An 18,118-nucleotide genomic window follows, 5' to 3' on the forward strand; every position below is an offset into this window, starting at 1 on the left:
GCACGCCACCCACCCGGCCCGCGATGATGGTCCCGTGCAGATCCTCTCGATCCAGTCCTCGGTCGCCTACGGCCACGTCGGCAACTCCGCCGCGGTCTTCCCGCTGCAGCGCCTCGGCCACGAGGTGTGGTCGGTCAACACCGTGCACTTCTCCAACCACACCGGCTACGGCGCGTGGCGCGGCCCGCTCCTCGCCCCCGACGACGTGCGCGACGTGATCGCCGGCATCGACGACCGCGGGGTGCTCGGGCAGGCCGACGCGGTGCTCTCGGGCTACCAGGGCGACCCCGCCGTCGGGGCGGTCGTGCTCGACGCCGTGGCGCGGGTCAAGGAGCTCAACCCCGCCGCGGTCTACTGCTGCGACCCCGTGATGGGCGACGTGGGGCGCGGCATGTTCGTGCGACCGGGGATCCCCGAGTTCATGCGCGACACCGTGGTGCCGGCCGCCGACGTCGTCACCCCCAACCACTTCGAGCTCGACTTCCTCGCCGGCACCACCACCACGACGCTGGAGGAGGTGCTGGCCGCGGTCGACGTCGTGCGCGAGCGCGGCCCGCGCGACGTGCTGGTCACCTCGGTGCTGCACGACGCGGTGCCCGAGGGCCACCTCGACGTCGTCGCCGTCTCCGACGCCGGCGCGTGGGCGGTCACCACCCCCCTGCTGCCCCTCGCCCCCAACGGCTGCGGCGACGTCACCGCCGCGCTCTACCTCGCCCACCTGCGCACCACCGGCTCGCCCGCCGAGGCGCTCGCCCTCACCACCGGCACCGTGTTCGCGGTGCTCGAGGAGACCCTCGCGGCCGGCACCCGCGAGATCCAGCTGGTGGCGGCCCAGGGGTCCATCGCCTCCCCGCCGAGGACGTTCGCCCCTCGACGGCTGCGCTGAGCGCCTCGCTACCCTGGAGGACGTGACGAGGTCGAGGTCCCGCTGGGCCCTGGCCGCACTCTTCCTGGTGCTGGCCGGGCTGTTCGGCATGCACGGGCTCGGCGACCACTCCGCGGGCCACTCCGCCCACGTCGCCCCCGCCGGTGCCACCGACCACGGGACCGACCACCGGACGGGCCACGAGACCGACGTGGCCGGGGCGGCGGCCCCGGGCACCGGCCCGGACACGGCGGTGCTGTCGGCGCCCCCGGTGGACGACGGCATGGCCGGGCTGTGCCTCGCGGTGCTGCTCGGCGGCCTCGGCGCCCTGCTGCTCCTCGGGCGTGGACTGCGCCGCACCCCCTGGCTGCTGCCGCGGCTGACCCTCCTCGGTGTCGCCCCGCCGGCCCGAGGCCGCGACCCCGACCCACCGCTGCTCTCCGCGCTCTGCGTGTGCCGCTGCTGAGGAGCCGGTCGTCGACGACGACCGGCACCTGCGCGCCCGCACACCTGCACCACCGACGAGAGACGAGACAGCCATGACCACCACCCGCACCACCCCTGCCCGCACCACCCCTGCCCGCACTACCCCTGCCCGCACGCGACGGGCCCTCGCCGCCGGCCTCGCGGCCGCGGCCCTCGCCACCGGCCTGGCGGCCTGCGGCGACGACGACGGCTCCGGCCCCGACACCGGGTCCTCCGCGGTCTCGGTGCCCGAGGGCGCCGACTTCAACGAGGCCGACGTCGTCTTCGCCACCGACATGGTCCAGCACCACGCCCAGGCCCTGGCCATGGTCGACATGACCACGGGCCGCGACCTCGACCCCGAGGTGGCCGCCCTCGTCGAGCAGATCCGCTCGGCCCAGGCTCCCGAGATCGAGCAGATGGTCGACTGGCTCACCGCCTGGGACCAGCCCGTGCCCCCCACCGTCAACGACCACGCCAACGCCCACGCCGAGGAGGGCACGGGCATGGACGGGTCCGGCGGCATGGACATGGACTCCGACATGCCCGGCATGATGAGCGACGCCGAGATGGACGCGCTGGAGGAGGCGCCCGACGCGTCCTTCCAGGAGGAGTGGCTGGAGATGATGGTCGCCCACCACGAGGGTGCGGTGGAGATGGCCGAGACCGAGGCCGCCGAGGGCGAGGACGCCGACGCGGTCGCCCTCGCGGAGTCGATCGTCGACTCCCAGAGCGCGGAGATCGAGCAGATGCGGGCGCTGCTCGGCGCGTGAGAGCGGTGGTGGGGCAGGTCGTGGAGCCGGTGACAGGAGTCGAACCCGCGACATCTTCTTTACAAGAGAAGCGCTCTACCTACTGAGCTACACCGGCGTGCGCCCGTCGGGCGCGGCGTCATCCTAGACGCCGCGCCCGACGGCGGGTCGAGCCGGGCGGCACCCGTGGGCGCAGTCGCCGGAGCCGTGCGCCCGGCCGCGCGCGGTGAGGGAGAATCCGCGCCATGAGCCTGCTGCGCGAGCCCCACCACGACGGGTCCCCCGCCTACCTCGACGACGAGTCCCCGACGCTGGGCTGGTCGGTGCGCGTGCGCTGCCGGGTCGCCGCCGACGACCCGGTCGAGCGGGTGTGGATCCGCACGACGTACGACGCGGAGCCCACCTTCCACGCCTGCACCGTGGTCGCGCGCGACGCCCGCGCCGACGGCTCGGTGTGGTGGGAGGGCGAGCTGCCGCTGCACAACCCGGTCACCCACTACCGCTTCCTGCTGGTGGGTCCCGAGGCCGACGGCTCCCCGCAGCGCTGGCTCACCGCCGCCGGCGTCGTCGACCACGACGGCCCCGACAGCTTCGACTTCCGCGTCACCACCCACGCCGGGGCGCCCGACTGGGGCAGGGAGGCGGTGGTCTACCAGGTCTTCCCCGACCGCTTCGCCCGCTCGACGGCCGCCGACGAGCGCGAGACCCCGGCCTGGGCGGTGCCGGCGCACTGGGACGACGAGGTCGTCTTCGAGGGCTCCGACCCGCGCACGCCGCTCCAGCTCTTCGGCGGCGACCTCGACGGCGTCACGGAGCACCTCGACCACCTCGTCGAGGTCGGCGCGACCGTGCTCTACACGACGCCGGTCTTCCCCGGTGAGAGCAACCACCGCTACAACGCCTCCACCTTCGACGGTGTCGACCCGCTGCTGGGCGGCGACGCGGCCTACGCGCGGCTGGCCGAGGCCGTCCACGCCCGCGGGCTGCGCCTGCTCGGCGACCTCACCACCAACCACACCGGCGACACCCACGAGTGGTTCACCCGGGCCGCGTCGGCCCCCGACTCCCCCACCCGCGGGTGGTACTACTTCGCCCACGACGGCAGCTACGAGTGCTGGATGGGCCACGGCACGCTGCCCAAGCTCAACCTCGCCGACCCCGACCTGCGCGCGGCCATGGTCGAGGGCCCCGACAGCGTCGTGGCGCGCTGGCTGCGCCCGCCCTTCTCGGTCGACGGGTGGCGCATCGACGTCGCCAACATGACCGGGCGCCTCGGCGCGGTCGACGTCAACCACGCCACCGCCCGGGCCGTGCGGCGCACGGCGGAGGCCGAGCGCGGCGACGCCTGGGTCATCGGCGAGCACAACCACGACGCCTCGGGCGACCTCGACGGCGACGGGTGGCACGGCACCATGAACTACTCCGGCTTCTCGTGGCCGGTGTGGTCGTGGCTGCGCGACCCCGACTCCCCGGCGCGCCCCTTCGGCCGCCCGGTGCCCGTGCCGCGCCGCCCCGGCCAGCAGGTCCACCGCACCCTGCGCGAGTGGCAGGCGCGCTACGGCTGGCAGGCCACCGCCCAGTCGTGGAGCATCCTCGGCAGCCACGACTCCGCGCGCATCCGCACGCTGACCGGCTCCGCGCCCGTCCACCGGGTCGCGGCCGGGCTCCAGTTCACGCTGCCCGGCGTGCCCATGGTGTTCGCCGGCGACGAGATCGGCCTCGAGGGCGTCAACGGCGAGGACGCACGCCGCCCGATGCCGTGGCACCGCCGCGACGACTGGGACCACGACACGCTCGCGACGTACGCCGCCCTCGCGCGGCTGCGCGCCGCGGAGCCCGCGCTGACCCGCGGGGGCCTGCGGTGGGCCCACGTCGACGACGACACCCTCGTCTTCGTGCGCGAGCACCCCGCGGGGTCGCTCCTGGTGTGCGCGCGACGCGCCGCGGGCGGGAGCGTCGACCTGCCCGAGGGCGCCCTGCTCGCCACCGGCCAGGAGGCCCTCGGCGACGTCGAGGCGCTGCTCGGCACCGAGCCGGGCGGCCCAGGCGGGCGGCTCAAGGTCCGCCGCGGCACCCTGCGCGTGCCGGCCGACGGGGTCGGCGTGCGGGTCTGGCGGCTCTGAGCCGCCCGGGGAGGGCCGAGCGAGGGTCTAGGTTGTGGCCATGGCGCTGCGCATCGTCGCGAGCAGGCCCGATCCCGCGATCGTGACCCTGCCCTGGTCGACCCCGCTCGAGGAGTGGGACGACCGGTTCGTCGTGCCCCTGCCGCGCGGGCTCTCGCGCCACGTCGTGCGCATCGTGCGGCTGCGCGGGCGCACCTACGCGGTGAAGGAGACCGTGGAGGCGATCGCCTTCCGGGAGTACCGGATGCTGCGCGACCTCGGCCGGCTCGGCCTGCCCGCCGTGGTGCCCCAGGGCGTGGTGGCCGGCCGGGTCGACGCCCACGGCGAGGAGCTGCCCGCGGCGCTGCTCACCGAGCACCTGCAGTTCTCGCTGCCCTACCGCAGCCTGTTCAGCCACGGCCTCGACGCCGACGACCTGCCCTCGCTGGTCGACGCGCTCGTGGTGCTGCTGGTGCGCCTGCACCTCGCCGACTTCTTCTGGGGCGACGTCTCGCTGTCCAACGTGCTCTTCCGCCGCAACGCGGGCGGCTTCGCGGCCTACCTCGTCGACGCCGAGACCGGGGAGCTCAACGCCACGCTGTCCGACCAGCTGCGCCAGCACGACCTCACCGTCGCCACCGAGAACGTCTTCGCCGAGCTGCTCGACCTCCAGGCCAGCCAGTCGGTGCGCCACGAGATCGACGCCCACGCCGTCGTCGAGCTGCTGGGGCGCCGCTACACCGAGCTGTGGGACGAGCTGACCGGTGTCGAGCAGTTCTCCGCCGAGGAGATGTGGCGCATCGAGCAGCGCATCGAGCGCCTCAACGACCTCGGCTTCGACGTCGACGAGCTCGACATCGTCACCGACTTCGACGGCGACCAGGTGCGCATCCAGCCCAAGGTCGTCGACCTCGGCCACCACCGTCGTGAGCTGCAGGCCCTCACCGGGCTCAACGTCGAGGACGGCCAGGCGCGACGCCTGCTCAACGACCTCGCCTCCTTCACCGCCCACCACGACCTCGGCCGCGAGGACCGCTCGCTGGTGGCCAACCGCTGGCTGACGCGCATCTACGAGCCGGTGACCGCCCTCGTGCCGCCGGAGGCGCGGGGCAAGCTGGAGCCGGCGGAGGTCTTCCACGAGATCCTCGAGCACCGGTGGTACCTCTCCGAGCAGGCCGGGCGCGAGGTCGACATCTTCGACACCGCCCGCGACTACATCGCCACCCAGCTCACGCGCCGCCCCGACGAGGTCGTCGCCGTCGAGCCCGAGTGAGCCCCGGCCCTCACCCGGCCTCGGCCAGCTCCAGCTCGACGTAGTCGCGCACGGTGAAGGCGCCGTTGGTCTGCAGCTGCACCGACTGCACCCCGGCGGGCCGGCCGTCCTCGGCGTAGGTGACCAGCGTGACGTCGGCGGCGCGACGGATCTTGCTGCCGATCGCCAGGGCGTAGGCTGCGCCGCCGGTGGTGCCGTTGGTGACGGTGTAGCCGACCTGGTCGCCGTCGGTGGCCTCGACCCGGTCGGGCCCGCCCTGCACGTGCAGGTGCCCGCCCAGGACGAGGTCGGCGCAGCCGCGCTCGAGCACCTCGCGGGCCATGTTGGCGTCGTGGACCACGACGGTCTCGACGCGGTCGTCGGCCCCGCAGGCGGCGTCGGCCAGGCGGGTGCCGACCTCGTCGAAGGACAGTCCGGTCTCGTCGCGCCAGCTGCCCAGCCCGCTCGCGCGGGGGTCGGAGACGCCCAGCAGGTCGCCCCCGCCGGGGCCGTCGACGACCTCGCCGTCGAGCAGGGTCCAGCCCCGGTCGGCGAGGTAGCGGCCCACGAAGTCGCCGTTGTCGTGGTTGCCGGTGACGGCCCAGCGGCGGTCGTCGTAGGGATCGCCGTCGAAGGCGGCGTTGAGGGAGTCGAGGGAGAAGGCCTCCCAGGGCTGGCCGGTGGACGTGTCGTCGCCGAGGTCGAGCACCGCGCTGGCGCCGGCGGCGTCGCCGATGCCGCGGGCCACGGCGTCCATGCCGACGTTGTCGTGGCGGTCGGAGACGACGACCGCCACGGTCTCGCCCTCCGCCGGCTCGTGCAGGTCGAGGTCGGCGGCGGCCTCCGCAGCGTCGGCGTAGAAGACCCGGCTCTTGTCGTAGGTGTCGACGGCGCTGGCGACCAGGCGGCTGGTCTCGTCGGTGGTGACGTCGCCGAGCACCTCGACGTCGGCCAGCTCCTCGGGCACGGGCACCCCCGGGCCGAGGAAGTCGTCGAGCGCGACCCAGCGCTGCTCGTCGGTGAGCCGGTCCTCGCGCGGCGCCCACGGCTGCCACAGCCCCGCGGCCATCAGCCCCACCAGCGCCACGGCGAGCAGTCCCCGCGGGGTGCGCGCCACGCCCAGCAGCTCGCGGCGGCGGGCACCGCCCACCAGCACCCACACCAGGAGCGGCACCAGCCCGAGCACCGCGCCCCGCAGGGCGGCGTCGACGGCCATGTCCTCGACCGCCTCGCGCAGCTTGGCCTCCAGACCCTCGGGCTGGGCGGCGATGACGGCGTAGCGGTCGAGCAGCGCGCCGGTCGTCGTGGCGTCGGTCTTGCCGAGCCTGACGTCGATGCCGATGCGGCTGTCGGAGGCGACCCGCACGTCGGGCAGCACCGGACCGGTCCGCACGACGACCTCGCCGGTGAGGTCGGGGCGCACGACGGCGTCGTGGCTGGCCAGGTTGACCTCGCGGTCGCTGCCGAGGAAGAGCAGCACGGCGGCGAGGGCGGCCAGCACCAGCCAGGCGCCGAGGTAGCCCGCGACGACCGCGGCCGTGCTCCACGGCCGTCGCCGCGCCGGGCCGGTCTGCTCCTCGTGCACGGGGTCGGCTCCTGGAGGTCGGGGGGCTGTGCTGGTTGGCCGGGCGGCCTAGCGTGGGTGCATGGCCGCCGACACCGCAGCAGACACCGCCCCCGACAGCACGCAGCAGCCCACGCCCTCGATGTCCCAGTATCGCAGCCTGGGTCGCACCGGCATGCAGGTGAGCCCGCTGTGCCTGGGGGCGATGATGTTCGGCGCCTGGGGCGAGCCCGACCACGCCGAGTCGACGCGCATCATCCACCGCGCGCTCGACGCGGGCATCACCATCGTCGACACCGCCGACGTCTACTCCCGCGGGGAGTCGGAGGAGATCGTCGGCAAGGCGCTCTCCGGCGGGCGCCGCGACGGCGTCGTGCTGGCCACCAAGTTCCACGGCCCCATGGACGTCGACATGGGCCGCCCCGGCGGCGACCCGCTCCAGCGCGGCAACTCGCGCCGCTGGATCGTGCAGGAGGTCGAGCACAGCCTGCGCCGCCTGCGCACCGACTGGATCGACCTCTACCAGGTGCACCGCCCCGAGCGGGAGACCGACGTCGAGGAGACCCTCGCGGCCCTCACCGACCTCCAGCGCGCCGGCAAGATCCGCGCCTTCGGCTGCTCCACCTTCCCCGCCCACGAGGTGGTCGAGGCCCACTGGACCTCCGAGCGCCGCGGTCTGGGCCGCTTCGTGACCGAGCAGCCGCCGTACTCGCTGCTGGCCCGCGGCATCGAGCGCGACCTGCTCCCGGTGGCGCAGAGGTACGGCATGGGCGTGCTCCCGTGGAGCCCGCTGAACGGCGGCTGGCTCACCGGCCGCTTCCGCCAGGGCCAGGACGCCCCCGACAACCACCGCTCGCGCCTGCGCGCGGGCCAGTACGACCTCACCGACCCCGCCAACCAGCGCAAGCTCGAGGCCGTCGAGCAGCTCGCGCTGCTCGCCGAGGAGCTCGACCTGACGCTGGTCCACCTCGCGCTGGCCTTCGTGCTGCAGCACCCGGCGGTGACCGCGCCGATCATCGGCCCGCGCACCATGGAGCAGCTGGAGACCCAGCTGGGTGCCGTCGAGGTGCGGCTGACCCCCGACGTGCTCGACCGCATCGACGAGATCGTGCCGCCCGGCACCGACCTCGCCACCGCCGACCGGGGCTACGTGCCGCCCTCGCTGGAGGACCCGTTCCTGCGTCGGCGGCGCACCGCCTGACCCGCCTGGGTCAGGCGCGCGCCTGCGCGATGGCGTAGAGGGTGACGGAGGCGGCGACGCCGGCGTTGAGCGACTCCACCTGGTTGGCCATGGGGATCGACACCAGCTGGTCGCAGGTCTCCGACACCAGGCGGGAGAGGCCGTTGCCCTCCGAGCCGACCACGACGACCAGCGGGCCGTCGGCGAGGTCGAGCTCGGGCAGCGTGACGTCGCCGTCGGCGGCCAGGCCGATGACCATGCAGCCGGCGTCCTGGTAGGCCTTGAGCTGGCGCACGAGGTTGACGGTCTGGGCCACCGGGATGCGCGCTGCGGCGCCCGCGCTGGTCTTCCAGGCCGACGCGGTCATGCCGGCGGCGCGACGCTCGGGGATGACGACGCCGTGCGCGCCGAAGCCGGCCGCGCTGCGCACGACGGCCCCGAGGTTGCGGGGGTCGGTGACCTGGTCGAGCACCACGATGAGCGGCTTCTCACCGGCCTCCTCGGCGCGGTCGAGCAGGTCGTCGGCGTGGGCGTACTCGTAGGCCGGGATCTTCGCGGCCAGGCCCTGGTGGACCGCACCGGCGGTGAGGCGGTCGAGCTCCTGGCGGCCGACCTCGAGCAGGCTGATGCCCTTCTCGGCGGCCAGGGCGAAGGCCTCACGCAGCCGCCCGTCGCGCTCGGCGCCCTCGGCGACGTAGACGCCGGTGACCGGCACGCCCTCGCGCAGCGCCTCGACCACCGAGTTGCGCCCGGCGATCCACTCGATGTCGGTCGAGCCGGTGCGTCGCCGCTTCTGCGGCGTGCGCTCGGCCGACTTCTCGGCGCGCTTCTTGGCCTTGTGGGCCTGGTGGTAGGGCCGGTCGGTGGCCTTGGGCGTGGGGCCGCGCCCCTCCAGGCCGCGGCGGACCCGCCCGCCGGAGCCGGCGGTGGGGTTGCCCTTGCCGGTCTTCTTGATCGCGCCCTTGCGCTGGGAATTACCGGGCATCGGTCAGGCTCCACTTCGGTCCGTCGGGGGTGTCCTCGATCGCGATGCCGGCGTCCTTGAGCCGGTCGCGCAGCGCGTCGGCCGTGGGCCAGTCCTTGGCGGCCCGGGCCGCGTCGCGCTGCTCGAGGAGGCCGGCGACGAGGACGTCGACGGCATGGGTGAGCTGGTCGTCGGCGCCCGCGGCCGGGCCCCAGGCGGGGTCGGCGGGGTCGAGGCCGAGCACGGCGAGCATGGCGCGCACCCCGCCCGCGAGCTCCCGGGCGCCGGCGTGGTCGCCCGCGGCGAGCTGGCGGTTGCCCTCGCGCACGGCGTCGTAGAGCACGGCCACCGCCGCCGGGGTGCCGAGGTCGTCGTCCATCGCCGCGACGAAGGCCGCGGGCAGGGTGTCCCCGCACTCGACCGGCCCGCCGGCGGCGGCGACGCGGTCGAGGAGGCCCTCGATGCGTCGGAAGCCCTGGGCGGCCTCGTCGAGCGCCTCGAAGCTGAACTCCACGTGGCTGCGGTAGTGGGCGGCCACGAGGTAGAACCGCAGTTCCACCCCGCGCACGCGCTGGAGCACTGAGGGGATCGAGAGGGTGTTGCCCAGCGACTTGCTCATCTTCTCGCCGGCGGTGGTGATCCACGCGTTGTGCAACCAGTACGACGCGAACGCGTGACCGGCCGCGCGGGACTGGGCCTGCTCGTTCTCGTGGTGGGGGAAGCGGAGGTCGACGCCGCCGCCGTGGATGTCGAAGGCGGGGCCGAGGTACTTGCCGGCCATCGCGGAGCACTCGATGTGCCAGCCCGGCCGGCCGCGGCCCCACGGGCTGGGCCACGACGCGGTCTCCGGCTCGGTGGCCTTGCGGCCCTTCCACAGCGCGAAGTCGCGGGGGTCGCGCTTGCCGCGGGGGTCGGCGTCCTCGGCGGCCTCCATGTCGTCGATGCCCTGGCGCGTCAGCTCGCCGTAGGACGGCCACGACCGCACGTCGAAGTACACGTCGCCCGAGCCGTCGGCGGCGGCGTAGGCGTGGCCGCGCTCCACCAGCGCGCCGATCAGCTCGACCATCTCCGGCACGTGGCCGGTGGCGGCGGGCTCGTAGGTCGGCGGGGCGACGTTGAGCGCGGCGTAGGCGCGGTCGAGCTCGCGGTGCATCGCGTAGGCCAGGTTGAACCAGGGCCGGCCCTGGTCGGCGGCCTTGGTGAGGATCTTGTCGTCGATGTCGGTGACGTTGCGGATGAAGGTGACGTCGTAGCCGCTGTGGCGCAGCCAGCGCTGGAGCACGTCGAAGTCCACCCCCGAGCGCACGTGGCCGACGTGCGGCTCCGACTGCACGGTGAGACCGCAGAGGTAGAGACCCGCCCGACCCTCGACGAGGGGGACGAAGTCGCGCACCTCGCGCGTCGCGGTGTCGTAGAGCCTGAGCGTCACGGGCCCAGTCTAGGAGCGCGGGGCCCCGCCCGGCGCATCCCCGGATCCTGTGACTGCTGTGACGGGAGTGACTTATCGTGGCGACATGCGTCCTCCCCGCCGTCCCGCCGCCTCCCGCCTGCTCGGCGCCCTGCTCGGCGCCGCCCTCGTCGCACCGCTGGCCCCCGCGCCCGCGACCGCCGCGACCGGCTCCGCGTCGGCGGACCCGGCGCCGGCCGAGCGGCGCGCCGGCACCCGGCAGGTCGACCAGACCCGCTTCGAGGGCGCGAAGGCCTTCCGCGCGGGACAGCTGGCCGGCACCCGCGTCGCCCGCGACCGCGTCTTCCTCGGCGAGCCCGTGGCCACCCGGGGCTACGGCGGGCGCACCTACGACGTGGGCCGCTGGACCGGCCGCTGGGTCGAGCCGGGCTTCGGCCTGACCCAGCTCGTGGCCTCGTGGGAGGCGCGCACCCCCGGCGACAGCTGGGTCGAGGTCGAGGTCCGCGGCCGCGGCCCCGCCGGGAGGGTGACCGGCTGGGACACCCTCGGCCGCTGGGCCGCCGACGACCGCTTCGTCCAGCGCACGACCGTCTCGGGCCAGGACGACGACGACACCTCCGTCGACGTCGACACCTGGAAGGTGGGCGGCACGGCCGGCATGGCGGCCTGGCAGGTGCGGGTCTCGCTGATGCGGCGCGCGGGCGCGTCGACCAAGGCGCCGTCCTTCGGCTCGGTCGGGGCGATGTCCTCGCGGCTGCCCACCGGCGACGTCACCACCTCCCGGCCCGGCGTGGCCCGCGGCGTGGTGCTCGACGTGCCCCGCTACTCCCAGATGATCCACCAGGGCCACTACCCGCAGTGGGGCGGCGGCGGCGAGGCGTGGTGCTCCCCCACCTCGACCTCGATGGTCCTGGCCTACTACGACGCCCTGCCCTCCCCCGGCTCCTACTCCTGGGTCGGCGAGGGCCACGTCGACCCGTGGGTCGACGCCGCCGCCCGCAGCACCTACGACCACGCCTACGACGGCACCGGCAACTGGCCCTTCAACACCGCCTTCGCCGCGCTGCACACGACCTCGCCCGAGGGCGGCGGCGCCTTCGTGACCCGGCTGCGCTCGCTGCGCGAGGCCGAGCTGATGATCAAGGCGGGCATCCCGGTGATCGCCTCGATCTCCTTCGGCTCCGGCGAGCTCTCGGGCGCGCCGATCTCGGCCTCCAACGGCCACCTGCTGGTCATCGTGGGCTTCACCGCCTCGGGCGACGTGGTGGTCAACGACCCCGCCGCCCGCGACCGCACCGGCGTGCGCCGCACCTACGACCGCGGACAGTTCGAGGACGCCTGGCTGCCCACCTCCGGCGGGCTGGCCTACCTCGTCACCGACGCCGAGCACCCCCTGCCCGCGCCGGGAGAGCACTCCAACTGGTGAGCCCTAGGCGGAGGCGGTGAAGTCGCGGGCGTCGAGGCCGGTGGCCCCGTCGGGCAGCACGTCGCGCTCGACGGCGGTCTGCACGAGGCCGTCGGCGTCGGTGGCCCGCACCCGCACGAGGTGGTCGCCCGGCTCGACCTCGGCCGTGCCGGTCCACTGCACCCAGGTGTCCTCGCTCGGCACCCGGCCCAGCTCGGCGGGCAGCCACGGTCCGCCGTCGACGCTGAACTCCACCGCCGAGATGCCGGTGTGCTGCGACCAGGCGACACCGCCGAAGCGGACCTCGCCGGCGGCGACCTCGGCCCCGGAGGCGGGCACGTCGACGCGCGAGGACATCTTGACCGGGCCCATCTCGCCCCAGCCGCGCTGGGTCCAGTAGGCGTCGACGTCCTCGAAGCGGGTGACCTCGTAGTCGACGACCCACTTCGTGCCGGAGACGTAGCCGTAGAGCCCGGGCACGATCGTGCGCACGGGGAAGCCGTGGTCGATGGGCAGCGGCTTGCCGTTCATGGCCACCGCGAGCATCGCGTCGCGCCCGTCGGTGAGGGCCGCCAGCGGGGTCGAGCAGTTCCAGCCGTCCTCCGAGGTCTGGAGCACGCAGTCGGCACCGTCCTGGACCCCGGCGCGCTCGAGCAGGTCGGCGACGCGCACCCCGCTCCACCAGGCGTTGCCGATGAGCGTGCCGCCGACGGGGTTGGACACGCAGTTCAGGGTGATCCAGGCCTCGGTGGTCTCGCTGTCGAGCAGGTCCTGGTAGGTCACGACGACCTCGCGGTCGACCATCCCGTGGATGCGCAGCGACCAGTCGACCGGCTCGATGGTCGGCACCACGATGGCGGTGTGGATGAGGTAGAAGTCGTCGTTCGGGGTCATCCACGACGAGATGCCCTCCACCGGCAGCCGCGCCCCGGTCGGCAGCGTCGGCTCCGTGACGCCGTCGAGCTTGAGCAGCCGCCGGGTCTCCTCCACGTGGCGCCGCCCGGAGCCGAGGACGCGCCCGGCCACGCCGAGCACGACACCGACGCCGGCGATCAACCCCGCCCGCAGCAGGAACGTACGCCGCGTCCCGCGGTCGGCGCCCTGCGCCACCGGGTCGGTGCCGTCGACCTCGGCGGCCGCGGCCGTGAGCCGCTCGGCGCGGCGCAGCGGCTCGGTGAGCAGCGAGAGGCACACCACCCAGGTGACGTAGCCGACCGCGACGGGCACCAGGTCGATCGAGCCGGCGCTGCGCTGGAGCAGCACCGCGGTCGCGGCGAGCGCCGCGAGCAGCGAGTAGATGAGCACCGGCGCCCACCAGCGGGTGCGCGCCAGGCGACCCGTGCCCCAGAAGAGCCACGAGACCAGCAGCAGGATGACGAGCACCAGGAAGGGCTTGTCGAAGGTGCCGAGGAAGCGGATGGCCCGCTCGGCCACCGGGCCGGGCGTGAGGCGGATGACCAGCTCCGCGATCGCCACGACCGGCGACTCGCGGATGGTCATGAGCATCGCCGCCGCGTAGCTGGTCAGCAGGCCGGCCCAGCCGGCGACGAGGCCGGCCGGGGGCCAGAGGTCACGGGGGCGTTCCACCTCTTGATTGTGGCTCAGGCATCATCATCGCGTGCACGAACCCCCGTCAGGACCCCGCGTCGGCATCGGCACCGACGTCCACCGGCTCGTCGAGGGCCGTGCGATGCACCTGGCCGGGCTGGCCTGGCCCGAGGAGACCCACGGGCTGGAGGGCCACTCCGACGCCGACGTCGCCGCCCACGCCTGCTGCGACGCACTGCTCTCGGCCGCCGGTATCGGCGACCTCGGCTCCCACTTCGGCACCGCGGAGCCCGCCTGGGCCGGCGCCTCGGGGGCCACGCTGCTCGCCGAGACCGCGCGACGGGTCCGCGAGGCGGGCTTCACCATCACCCACGTCGCCGTGCAGGTCATCGGCAACCGGCCCAAGGTCGGCCCGCGCCGCGCCGAGGCCCAGGCCGCGCTCGGCGCCGCCGTGGGCGCCCCGGTGTCGGTCTCGGCCACCACCACCGACGGCCTCGGCCTCACCGGGCGCGGCGAGGGCGTCGCGGCCGTCGCCACCGCGCTGCTGCAGGGGCTGGGCCAGGAGACGACACGACGGACGGCCCACCAGCAGGAGTGACCCCGGGCCTCGGCGGCCGGATCAGGCGGCGTCGACCTTGCGGTGCCCGACGTGCACGACGCCGTCGAGCACCTTGACGCAGTAGACCGGCACCGAGACCCCGAGGTCGTCGAGACAGCGGCCGGTGCGCAGGTCGAAGGCGTGCTTGTGCGCCGGGGAGGCCACGAAGGGCACCCCGGAGCGCTGGCCCACGATCCCGCGGGCGAGCACCGAGGCCTTGGCGAAGGGGTCGTGGTTGCCGAGGGCGTAGACGGTGTCGTCAGCGCGCCGGAAGAGCGCGACGGCCTGGCCGTGGACCAGCGCGGTGGCGCCACGGTCGACCTCGAGGTCCACGACTCGGCAGACCGGCTGCCACTCGTCGTGGCTGGCTGCGCGTGCCGGACGCGGGGTCATCCGCGCCCTCCGGCGGGCCGAGTCATCGCCATGGAGGTGCCTCCTTCACCCCGTCGACGCTAGGTCTGGCGTGTTCGGTCCCGGTTTCGCCGTGTTACGGGCGTGAAAACCCTTCCTGCGCGGCGACCTCTTGTGGACGGTGACCTGAGTCACCTACAGTCTGAACATCCGTGACTGACATATGCACATATGTGCAAAGGAGCCTCCCGTGACCTCTGCCCCTCTCGCCGACGCCGGACGCGCGCGTCACGCGCTGCTGACCATGTGGACCATCCGCCGCTTCGAGGAGGCGGTCGACGACCTCTTCGCCCGCGGGCTCATGCACGGCACGATGCACCTCTCGATCGGCCAGGAGGCGTCGGCGACCGGCGCCTGCATGGCCCTGCGCAGCGACGACGCCATCACCTCCACCCACCGCGGGCACGGACACTGCATCGGCAAGGGGGCCGATCTGACGCGGATGATGGCCGAGCTCCTGGCCAAGGAGACCGGTTACTGCCGTGGTCGGGGCGGCTCCATGCACATCGCCGACGTCGCCACCGGCAACCTCGGCGCCAACGGCATCGTCGCGGGCGGCATCCCGATCGCCACGGGCGCCGCGCTGGCCTACCAGCTGCGCGGCGAGGACCGCGTGGTGGCCTGCTTCTTCGGCGACGGCGCGGCCAACGAGGGCGCCTTCCACGAGGCGGTCAACCTGGCGGCCATCTGGAAGCTGCCGGTGGTCTTCATCTGCGAGAACAACAAGTACGGCATGTCCTTCTCCACCGAGAAGTCGATGGCGGTCGCGCACGTCGCCGACCGCGCCTCGGCCTACGGCATCCCGGGCGTCACGGTCGACGGCAACGACGTCGAGGCGGTCCACGCCGCGGTCGCCGACGCGGTCTCGCGGGCCCGCTCGGGCGCGGGACCCACCCTGGTCGAGAACGTCACGTACCGGTGGAAGGGCCACTCCAAGTCCGACAAGAACCTCTACCGGACCAAGGAGGAGATCGCCGAGTGGCGGGCCCTGGACCCGATCGTGCGGTTCGAGGCCGTCGTCCAGGAGCGCGGGCTCCTCGACGAGGCCGCCGTGCAGGCCGTGCGCGACGAGGCCATGCAGGCCATGCGCGAGGCCGTGCGTGCCGCCAACGCCGCGCCCGACGCCGACCCCTCCGACCTCCTCGACGCCGTCTTCGCCCCGGCCTGACCCGCCGCGGCCCACCCGACCCCACCGCACAGGAGCAACGACCATGACCAGCACCACCCTCGACCCGGGCGCACCGACCGCCGGCGAGCGCGACCTCACCTACTCCGAAGCCGTGCGCGAGGCGATCGGCCAGGCCATGGAGGCCGACGACCGCGTCTTCATGCTCGGCGAGGACATCGGCGTCTACGGAGGAGCCTTCGGCGTCAGCGGCGACCTCTTCCACCGCTTCGGCGGCGAGCGCATCCGCGACACCCCCATCTCCGAGCTGGGCATCGTCGGCGCCGCCGTCGGCGCCGCGCTGGCCGGCATGCGTCCGATCGTCGAGATCCAGTTCTCCGACTTCACCAACCAGGCGATGGACCAGATCGTCAACCAGGCCGCCAAGATCCACTACATGCTCGGGGGCGCGGCGAGCGTGCCGATGGTGCTGCGAGCCCCTCTCGGCTCCGGCACGGGCGCCGCCGCCCAGCACTCCCAGAGCCTCGAGGCGTGGTTCGCGCACGTGCCGGGGCTCAAGGTGGTCATGCCGGCCACCCCCGCCGACGCCAAGGGCCTGCTGCTCTCGGCCATCGACGACCCCAACCCGGTCATCTTCCTCGAGCACAAGCTCCTCTACCGCACGTCGGGGCCGGTCCCCGTCGAGCCGCTCCGCGTCCCGCTCGGACGGACGGCGGTGCACCGCAGGGGCGCCGACCTCACCGTCGTGGCCACCGGCGTGATGGTCTCCCGGGCCCTCGACGCCGCCGCCGTCCTGACCGACGAGGGCGTGGACGTCTCCGTGCTCGACCCGCGGACCCTCACCCCGCTCGACGACGCCCCGATCCTCGAGGACGTCTCCCGCACCGGGCGCGCCCTGCTCGTCCAGGAGGCGCCGGGCCATGCCGGCTTCACCGCGGAGATCGCCGCTCGCATCACCGAGTCCCCGACGCTCTACCGCCTCCTGGCTCCCGTGCGCCGCCTCAGCGGCCTCGACGCCCCCATCCCCTACGCGCCACAGCTGGAGCGCGCCTCCGTGCCACAGGTCGACGACATCGTCGATGCGGCCCTGACGCTCATGAAGGAGTCCTGATGGCACGACTGGCCATCCGCATGCCCAAGATGTCGATGACCATGACCGAGGGCGAGGTGTCGTCCTGGATGGTCAAGGTCGGCGACGCCGTCGAGACCGGCGACGTCGTGTGCGAGGTCATGACCGACAAGGTCGACATGGAGGTCGAGAGCACCGTCTCCGGCACCCTGGTCGAGATCGTGGTCGAGACCGGCCTGGTCGACGTGGGCGAGCCGATCGCCTGGGTCGAGGGTGAGGACGACGGCGGCGCGTTCGGCGACCTCCTGTCCGAGCCGGACCCGGAGCCCGAGCCGGCCGTCCCCTCGACGGACCCCGGCGACCTGGGCGTCCCGGACACCGGCGTCCCGGACGCCGAGGCCCCCTCGACCACGCTGGCCGCGGAGACCCGGGCCCCGCTCGCCCCACCCGAGGCGGACCAGGGAGCGCCTGCCGGACCGGTCGCCGCGGTCCCACGGGCTCGCGCCCTGGCCCGGCAGCACGGCATCGACCTCGGCGCCGTCACCGGCACCGGGCCCGAGGGGCTCGTGCGCGTCGGCGACATCGAGGCCCTCGTCGCCTCGGCGACGGACTCCCCCGCGGCTCCGACGCCCGCCACGCCCGCCGCGACCGCCGACCCCGCTGCCCCCGCACCCGCGGACCCCCGGGCGCCGAGCACGACCGACGTGCCCTCCCGGCCGGCCAAGGCCCCGCAGGACCGGCGTACGGCGATCCGGGTCGCCGTGGCCCGCGCGATGGCCCCGAGCGCGGCGGTGCCGCAGTTCACCGTGTGGCGCGAGCTGCGACTCGACGCCGCCGACGCTCGCCGCGGGCGGCTGTCCTGGACCACCGTGCTGCTGCGTGCCTACGCCGCATCGCTGCGCGAGGTGCCCGAGCTGCTCAGCCGGTGGGAGGACGGTCGGCCCGGCCCCTCCACGCCGCCCTCGATCGCGCTGGCCGTGGCCACCGACCGCGGACTGCTGGTGCCGACGTTCACCGAGCCCGACGTCGACACCGCGGCGGATCTCGACGGCGAGATCCGCGCCGTCGTCACCTCCGCCCACGCCGGACGCCTCGACCCGAGCTACATGGGGCTGGCCAACGCCTCGCTCTCCAACCTCGGGGGCATGGGCGTCGACCGCTTCCAGGCACTGCTCACCCCGCCGCAGGCGAGCGTGCTCAGCCTCGGCGGCATCGCACAGCGTCCGGTCGCCGTGCCCGGCGGCGTCGGACTGGCCCTGACCCTCCACGCGGGCCTGACGGTCGACCACCGGGTGGCCGACGGGGCGCACGCCGCGCAGCTGCTCGAGAGGATCCAGCACCGGCTCGACGGCGCACTCTGAGACCGCCGCTGGCGCGACCGCCCGACCCGGGCGGTCGCGCCCTCGGTC

Annotated in this window: 16 protein-coding genes and 1 tRNA gene; 11 read left to right on the forward strand and 6 right to left on the reverse strand. The window is 74.4% G+C overall.

Annotated features, from left to right (window positions below):
- The first annotated feature begins 34 nt into the window (after positions 1-34).
- The 3 genes from pdxY to IR170_RS17525 all read left to right on the forward strand — a co-directional run bounded on the left by pdxY (position 35) and on the right by IR170_RS17525 (position 2,103).
- On the forward strand, positions 35-886 hold the full coding sequence (gene pdxY / locus IR170_RS17515; RefSeq protein WP_193666217.1) for a pyridoxal kinase PdxY: 852 nt from the start codon (positions 35-37) through the stop codon (positions 884-886).
- A 22-nt stretch (positions 887-908) separates the two neighbouring features.
- Entirely contained in the window at positions 909-1,331 is a 423-nt protein-coding gene (locus IR170_RS17520) for a DUF6153 family protein (RefSeq protein ID WP_193666218.1), read from the forward strand.
- Between the two features lie 73 nt (positions 1,332-1,404).
- Positions 1,405-2,103, forward strand: coding sequence for a DUF305 domain-containing protein (locus tag IR170_RS17525; protein WP_193666219.1), 699 nt, complete (start codon positions 1,405-1,407; stop codon positions 2,101-2,103).
- Positions 2,104-2,124: 21 nt separating this feature from the next.
- On the opposite strand, the gene IR170_RS17530 is transcribed toward IR170_RS17525, so the two are convergent.
- A tRNA-Thr gene (locus tag IR170_RS17530) sits at positions 2,125-2,200 on the reverse strand.
- A gap of 127 nt (positions 2,201-2,327) precedes the next feature.
- Here IR170_RS17530 and IR170_RS17535 point away from each other — a divergent pair.
- Both IR170_RS17535 and IR170_RS17540 read left to right on the forward strand, forming a co-directional pair.
- On the forward strand, positions 2,328-4,205 hold the full coding sequence (locus IR170_RS17535; protein WP_193666220.1) for a glycoside hydrolase family 13 protein: 1,878 nt from the start codon (positions 2,328-2,330) through the stop codon (positions 4,203-4,205).
- Positions 4,206-4,245: 40 nt separating this feature from the next.
- On the forward strand, positions 4,246-5,457 hold the full coding sequence (locus IR170_RS17540; protein ID WP_193666221.1) for a DUF4032 domain-containing protein: 1,212 nt from the start codon (positions 4,246-4,248) through the stop codon (positions 5,455-5,457).
- 10 nt (positions 5,458-5,467) lie between these two features.
- On the opposite strand, the gene IR170_RS17545 is transcribed toward IR170_RS17540, so the two are convergent.
- Positions 5,468-7,021, reverse strand: a complete 1,554-nt coding sequence (locus IR170_RS17545; RefSeq protein ID WP_193666222.1) for a metallophosphoesterase — start codon at positions 7,019-7,021, stop codon at positions 5,468-5,470.
- A gap of 121 nt (positions 7,022-7,142) precedes the next feature.
- Between IR170_RS17545 and IR170_RS17550 the strand changes: the two genes are divergently transcribed.
- Complete coding sequence (locus IR170_RS17550; RefSeq protein ID WP_193666308.1) at positions 7,143-8,201, forward strand: aldo/keto reductase; 1,059 nt, start codon at positions 7,143-7,145, stop codon at positions 8,199-8,201.
- A gap of 10 nt (positions 8,202-8,211) precedes the next feature.
- Here IR170_RS17550 and rlmB read toward each other — a convergent pair whose 3' ends face one another.
- Positions 8,212-9,165, reverse strand: a complete 954-nt coding sequence (gene rlmB / locus IR170_RS17555) for a 23S rRNA (guanosine(2251)-2'-O)-methyltransferase RlmB (protein WP_193666223.1) — start codon at positions 9,163-9,165, stop codon at positions 8,212-8,214.
- Positions 9,155-10,573, reverse strand: a complete 1,419-nt coding sequence (cysS, locus tag IR170_RS17560; RefSeq protein WP_193666224.1) for a cysteine--tRNA ligase — start codon at positions 10,571-10,573, stop codon at positions 9,155-9,157. Before cysS ends, rlmB begins: the two co-directional genes overlap by 11 nt.
- An 85-nt stretch (positions 10,574-10,658) precedes the next feature.
- Here cysS and IR170_RS17565 point away from each other — a divergent pair, with 85 nt between their 5' ends.
- A complete protein-coding gene (locus IR170_RS17565; RefSeq protein WP_193666225.1) occupies positions 10,659-11,978 on the forward strand; it encodes a C39 family peptidase in 1,320 nt (439 codons plus the stop codon).
- Between the two features lie 3 nt (positions 11,979-11,981).
- Here the strand turns inward: IR170_RS17565 and IR170_RS17570 are convergent, their stop codons facing one another.
- Positions 11,982-13,544: a molybdopterin-dependent oxidoreductase gene (locus IR170_RS17570; protein WP_319805144.1), complete on the reverse strand. Its 1,563-nt coding sequence runs from the start codon at positions 13,542-13,544 to the stop codon at positions 11,982-11,984.
- A 31-nt stretch (positions 13,545-13,575) separates the two neighbouring features.
- Here IR170_RS17570 and ispF point away from each other — a divergent pair, with 31 nt between their 5' ends.
- Entirely contained in the window at positions 13,576-14,103 is a 528-nt protein-coding gene (gene ispF, locus IR170_RS17575) for a 2-C-methyl-D-erythritol 2,4-cyclodiphosphate synthase (RefSeq protein WP_193666226.1), read from the forward strand.
- 21 nt (positions 14,104-14,124) lie between these two features.
- Here the strand turns inward: ispF and nirD are convergent, their stop codons facing one another.
- A complete protein-coding gene (nirD, locus tag IR170_RS17580) occupies positions 14,125-14,496 on the reverse strand; it encodes a nitrite reductase small subunit NirD (protein WP_193666227.1) in 372 nt (123 codons plus the stop codon).
- Positions 14,497-14,704: 208 nt separating this feature from the next.
- On the opposite strand from nirD, the gene IR170_RS17585 reads away from it, so the two are divergent.
- From IR170_RS17585 to IR170_RS17595, 3 genes are read left to right on the forward strand one after another with little or no spacing between them, the layout of a single operon-like run.
- Positions 14,705-15,682 (forward strand): thiamine pyrophosphate-dependent dehydrogenase E1 component subunit alpha, encoded by a 978-nt coding sequence (locus IR170_RS17585; RefSeq protein ID WP_319805145.1) that lies wholly within the window; start codon positions 14,705-14,707, stop codon positions 15,680-15,682.
- Positions 15,683-15,725: 43 nt separating this feature from the next.
- Positions 15,726-16,751, forward strand: coding sequence for an alpha-ketoacid dehydrogenase subunit beta (locus IR170_RS17590; RefSeq protein WP_193666229.1), 1,026 nt, complete (start codon positions 15,726-15,728; stop codon positions 16,749-16,751).
- The gene (locus IR170_RS17595; RefSeq protein ID WP_193666230.1) at positions 16,751-18,070 is read left to right on the forward strand and encodes a dihydrolipoamide acetyltransferase family protein; all 1,320 of its coding nucleotides are present in this window, start codon (positions 16,751-16,753) and stop codon (positions 18,068-18,070) included. The genes IR170_RS17590 and IR170_RS17595 overlap by 1 nt, the downstream gene beginning before the upstream one ends.
- Positions 18,071-18,118: the final 48 nt, after the last annotated feature.

The organism is Nocardioides kribbensis (assembly GCF_015070375.1).
GTDB classification, from domain to species: domain Bacteria; phylum Actinomycetota; class Actinomycetes; order Propionibacteriales; family Nocardioidaceae; genus Nocardioides; species Nocardioides kribbensis.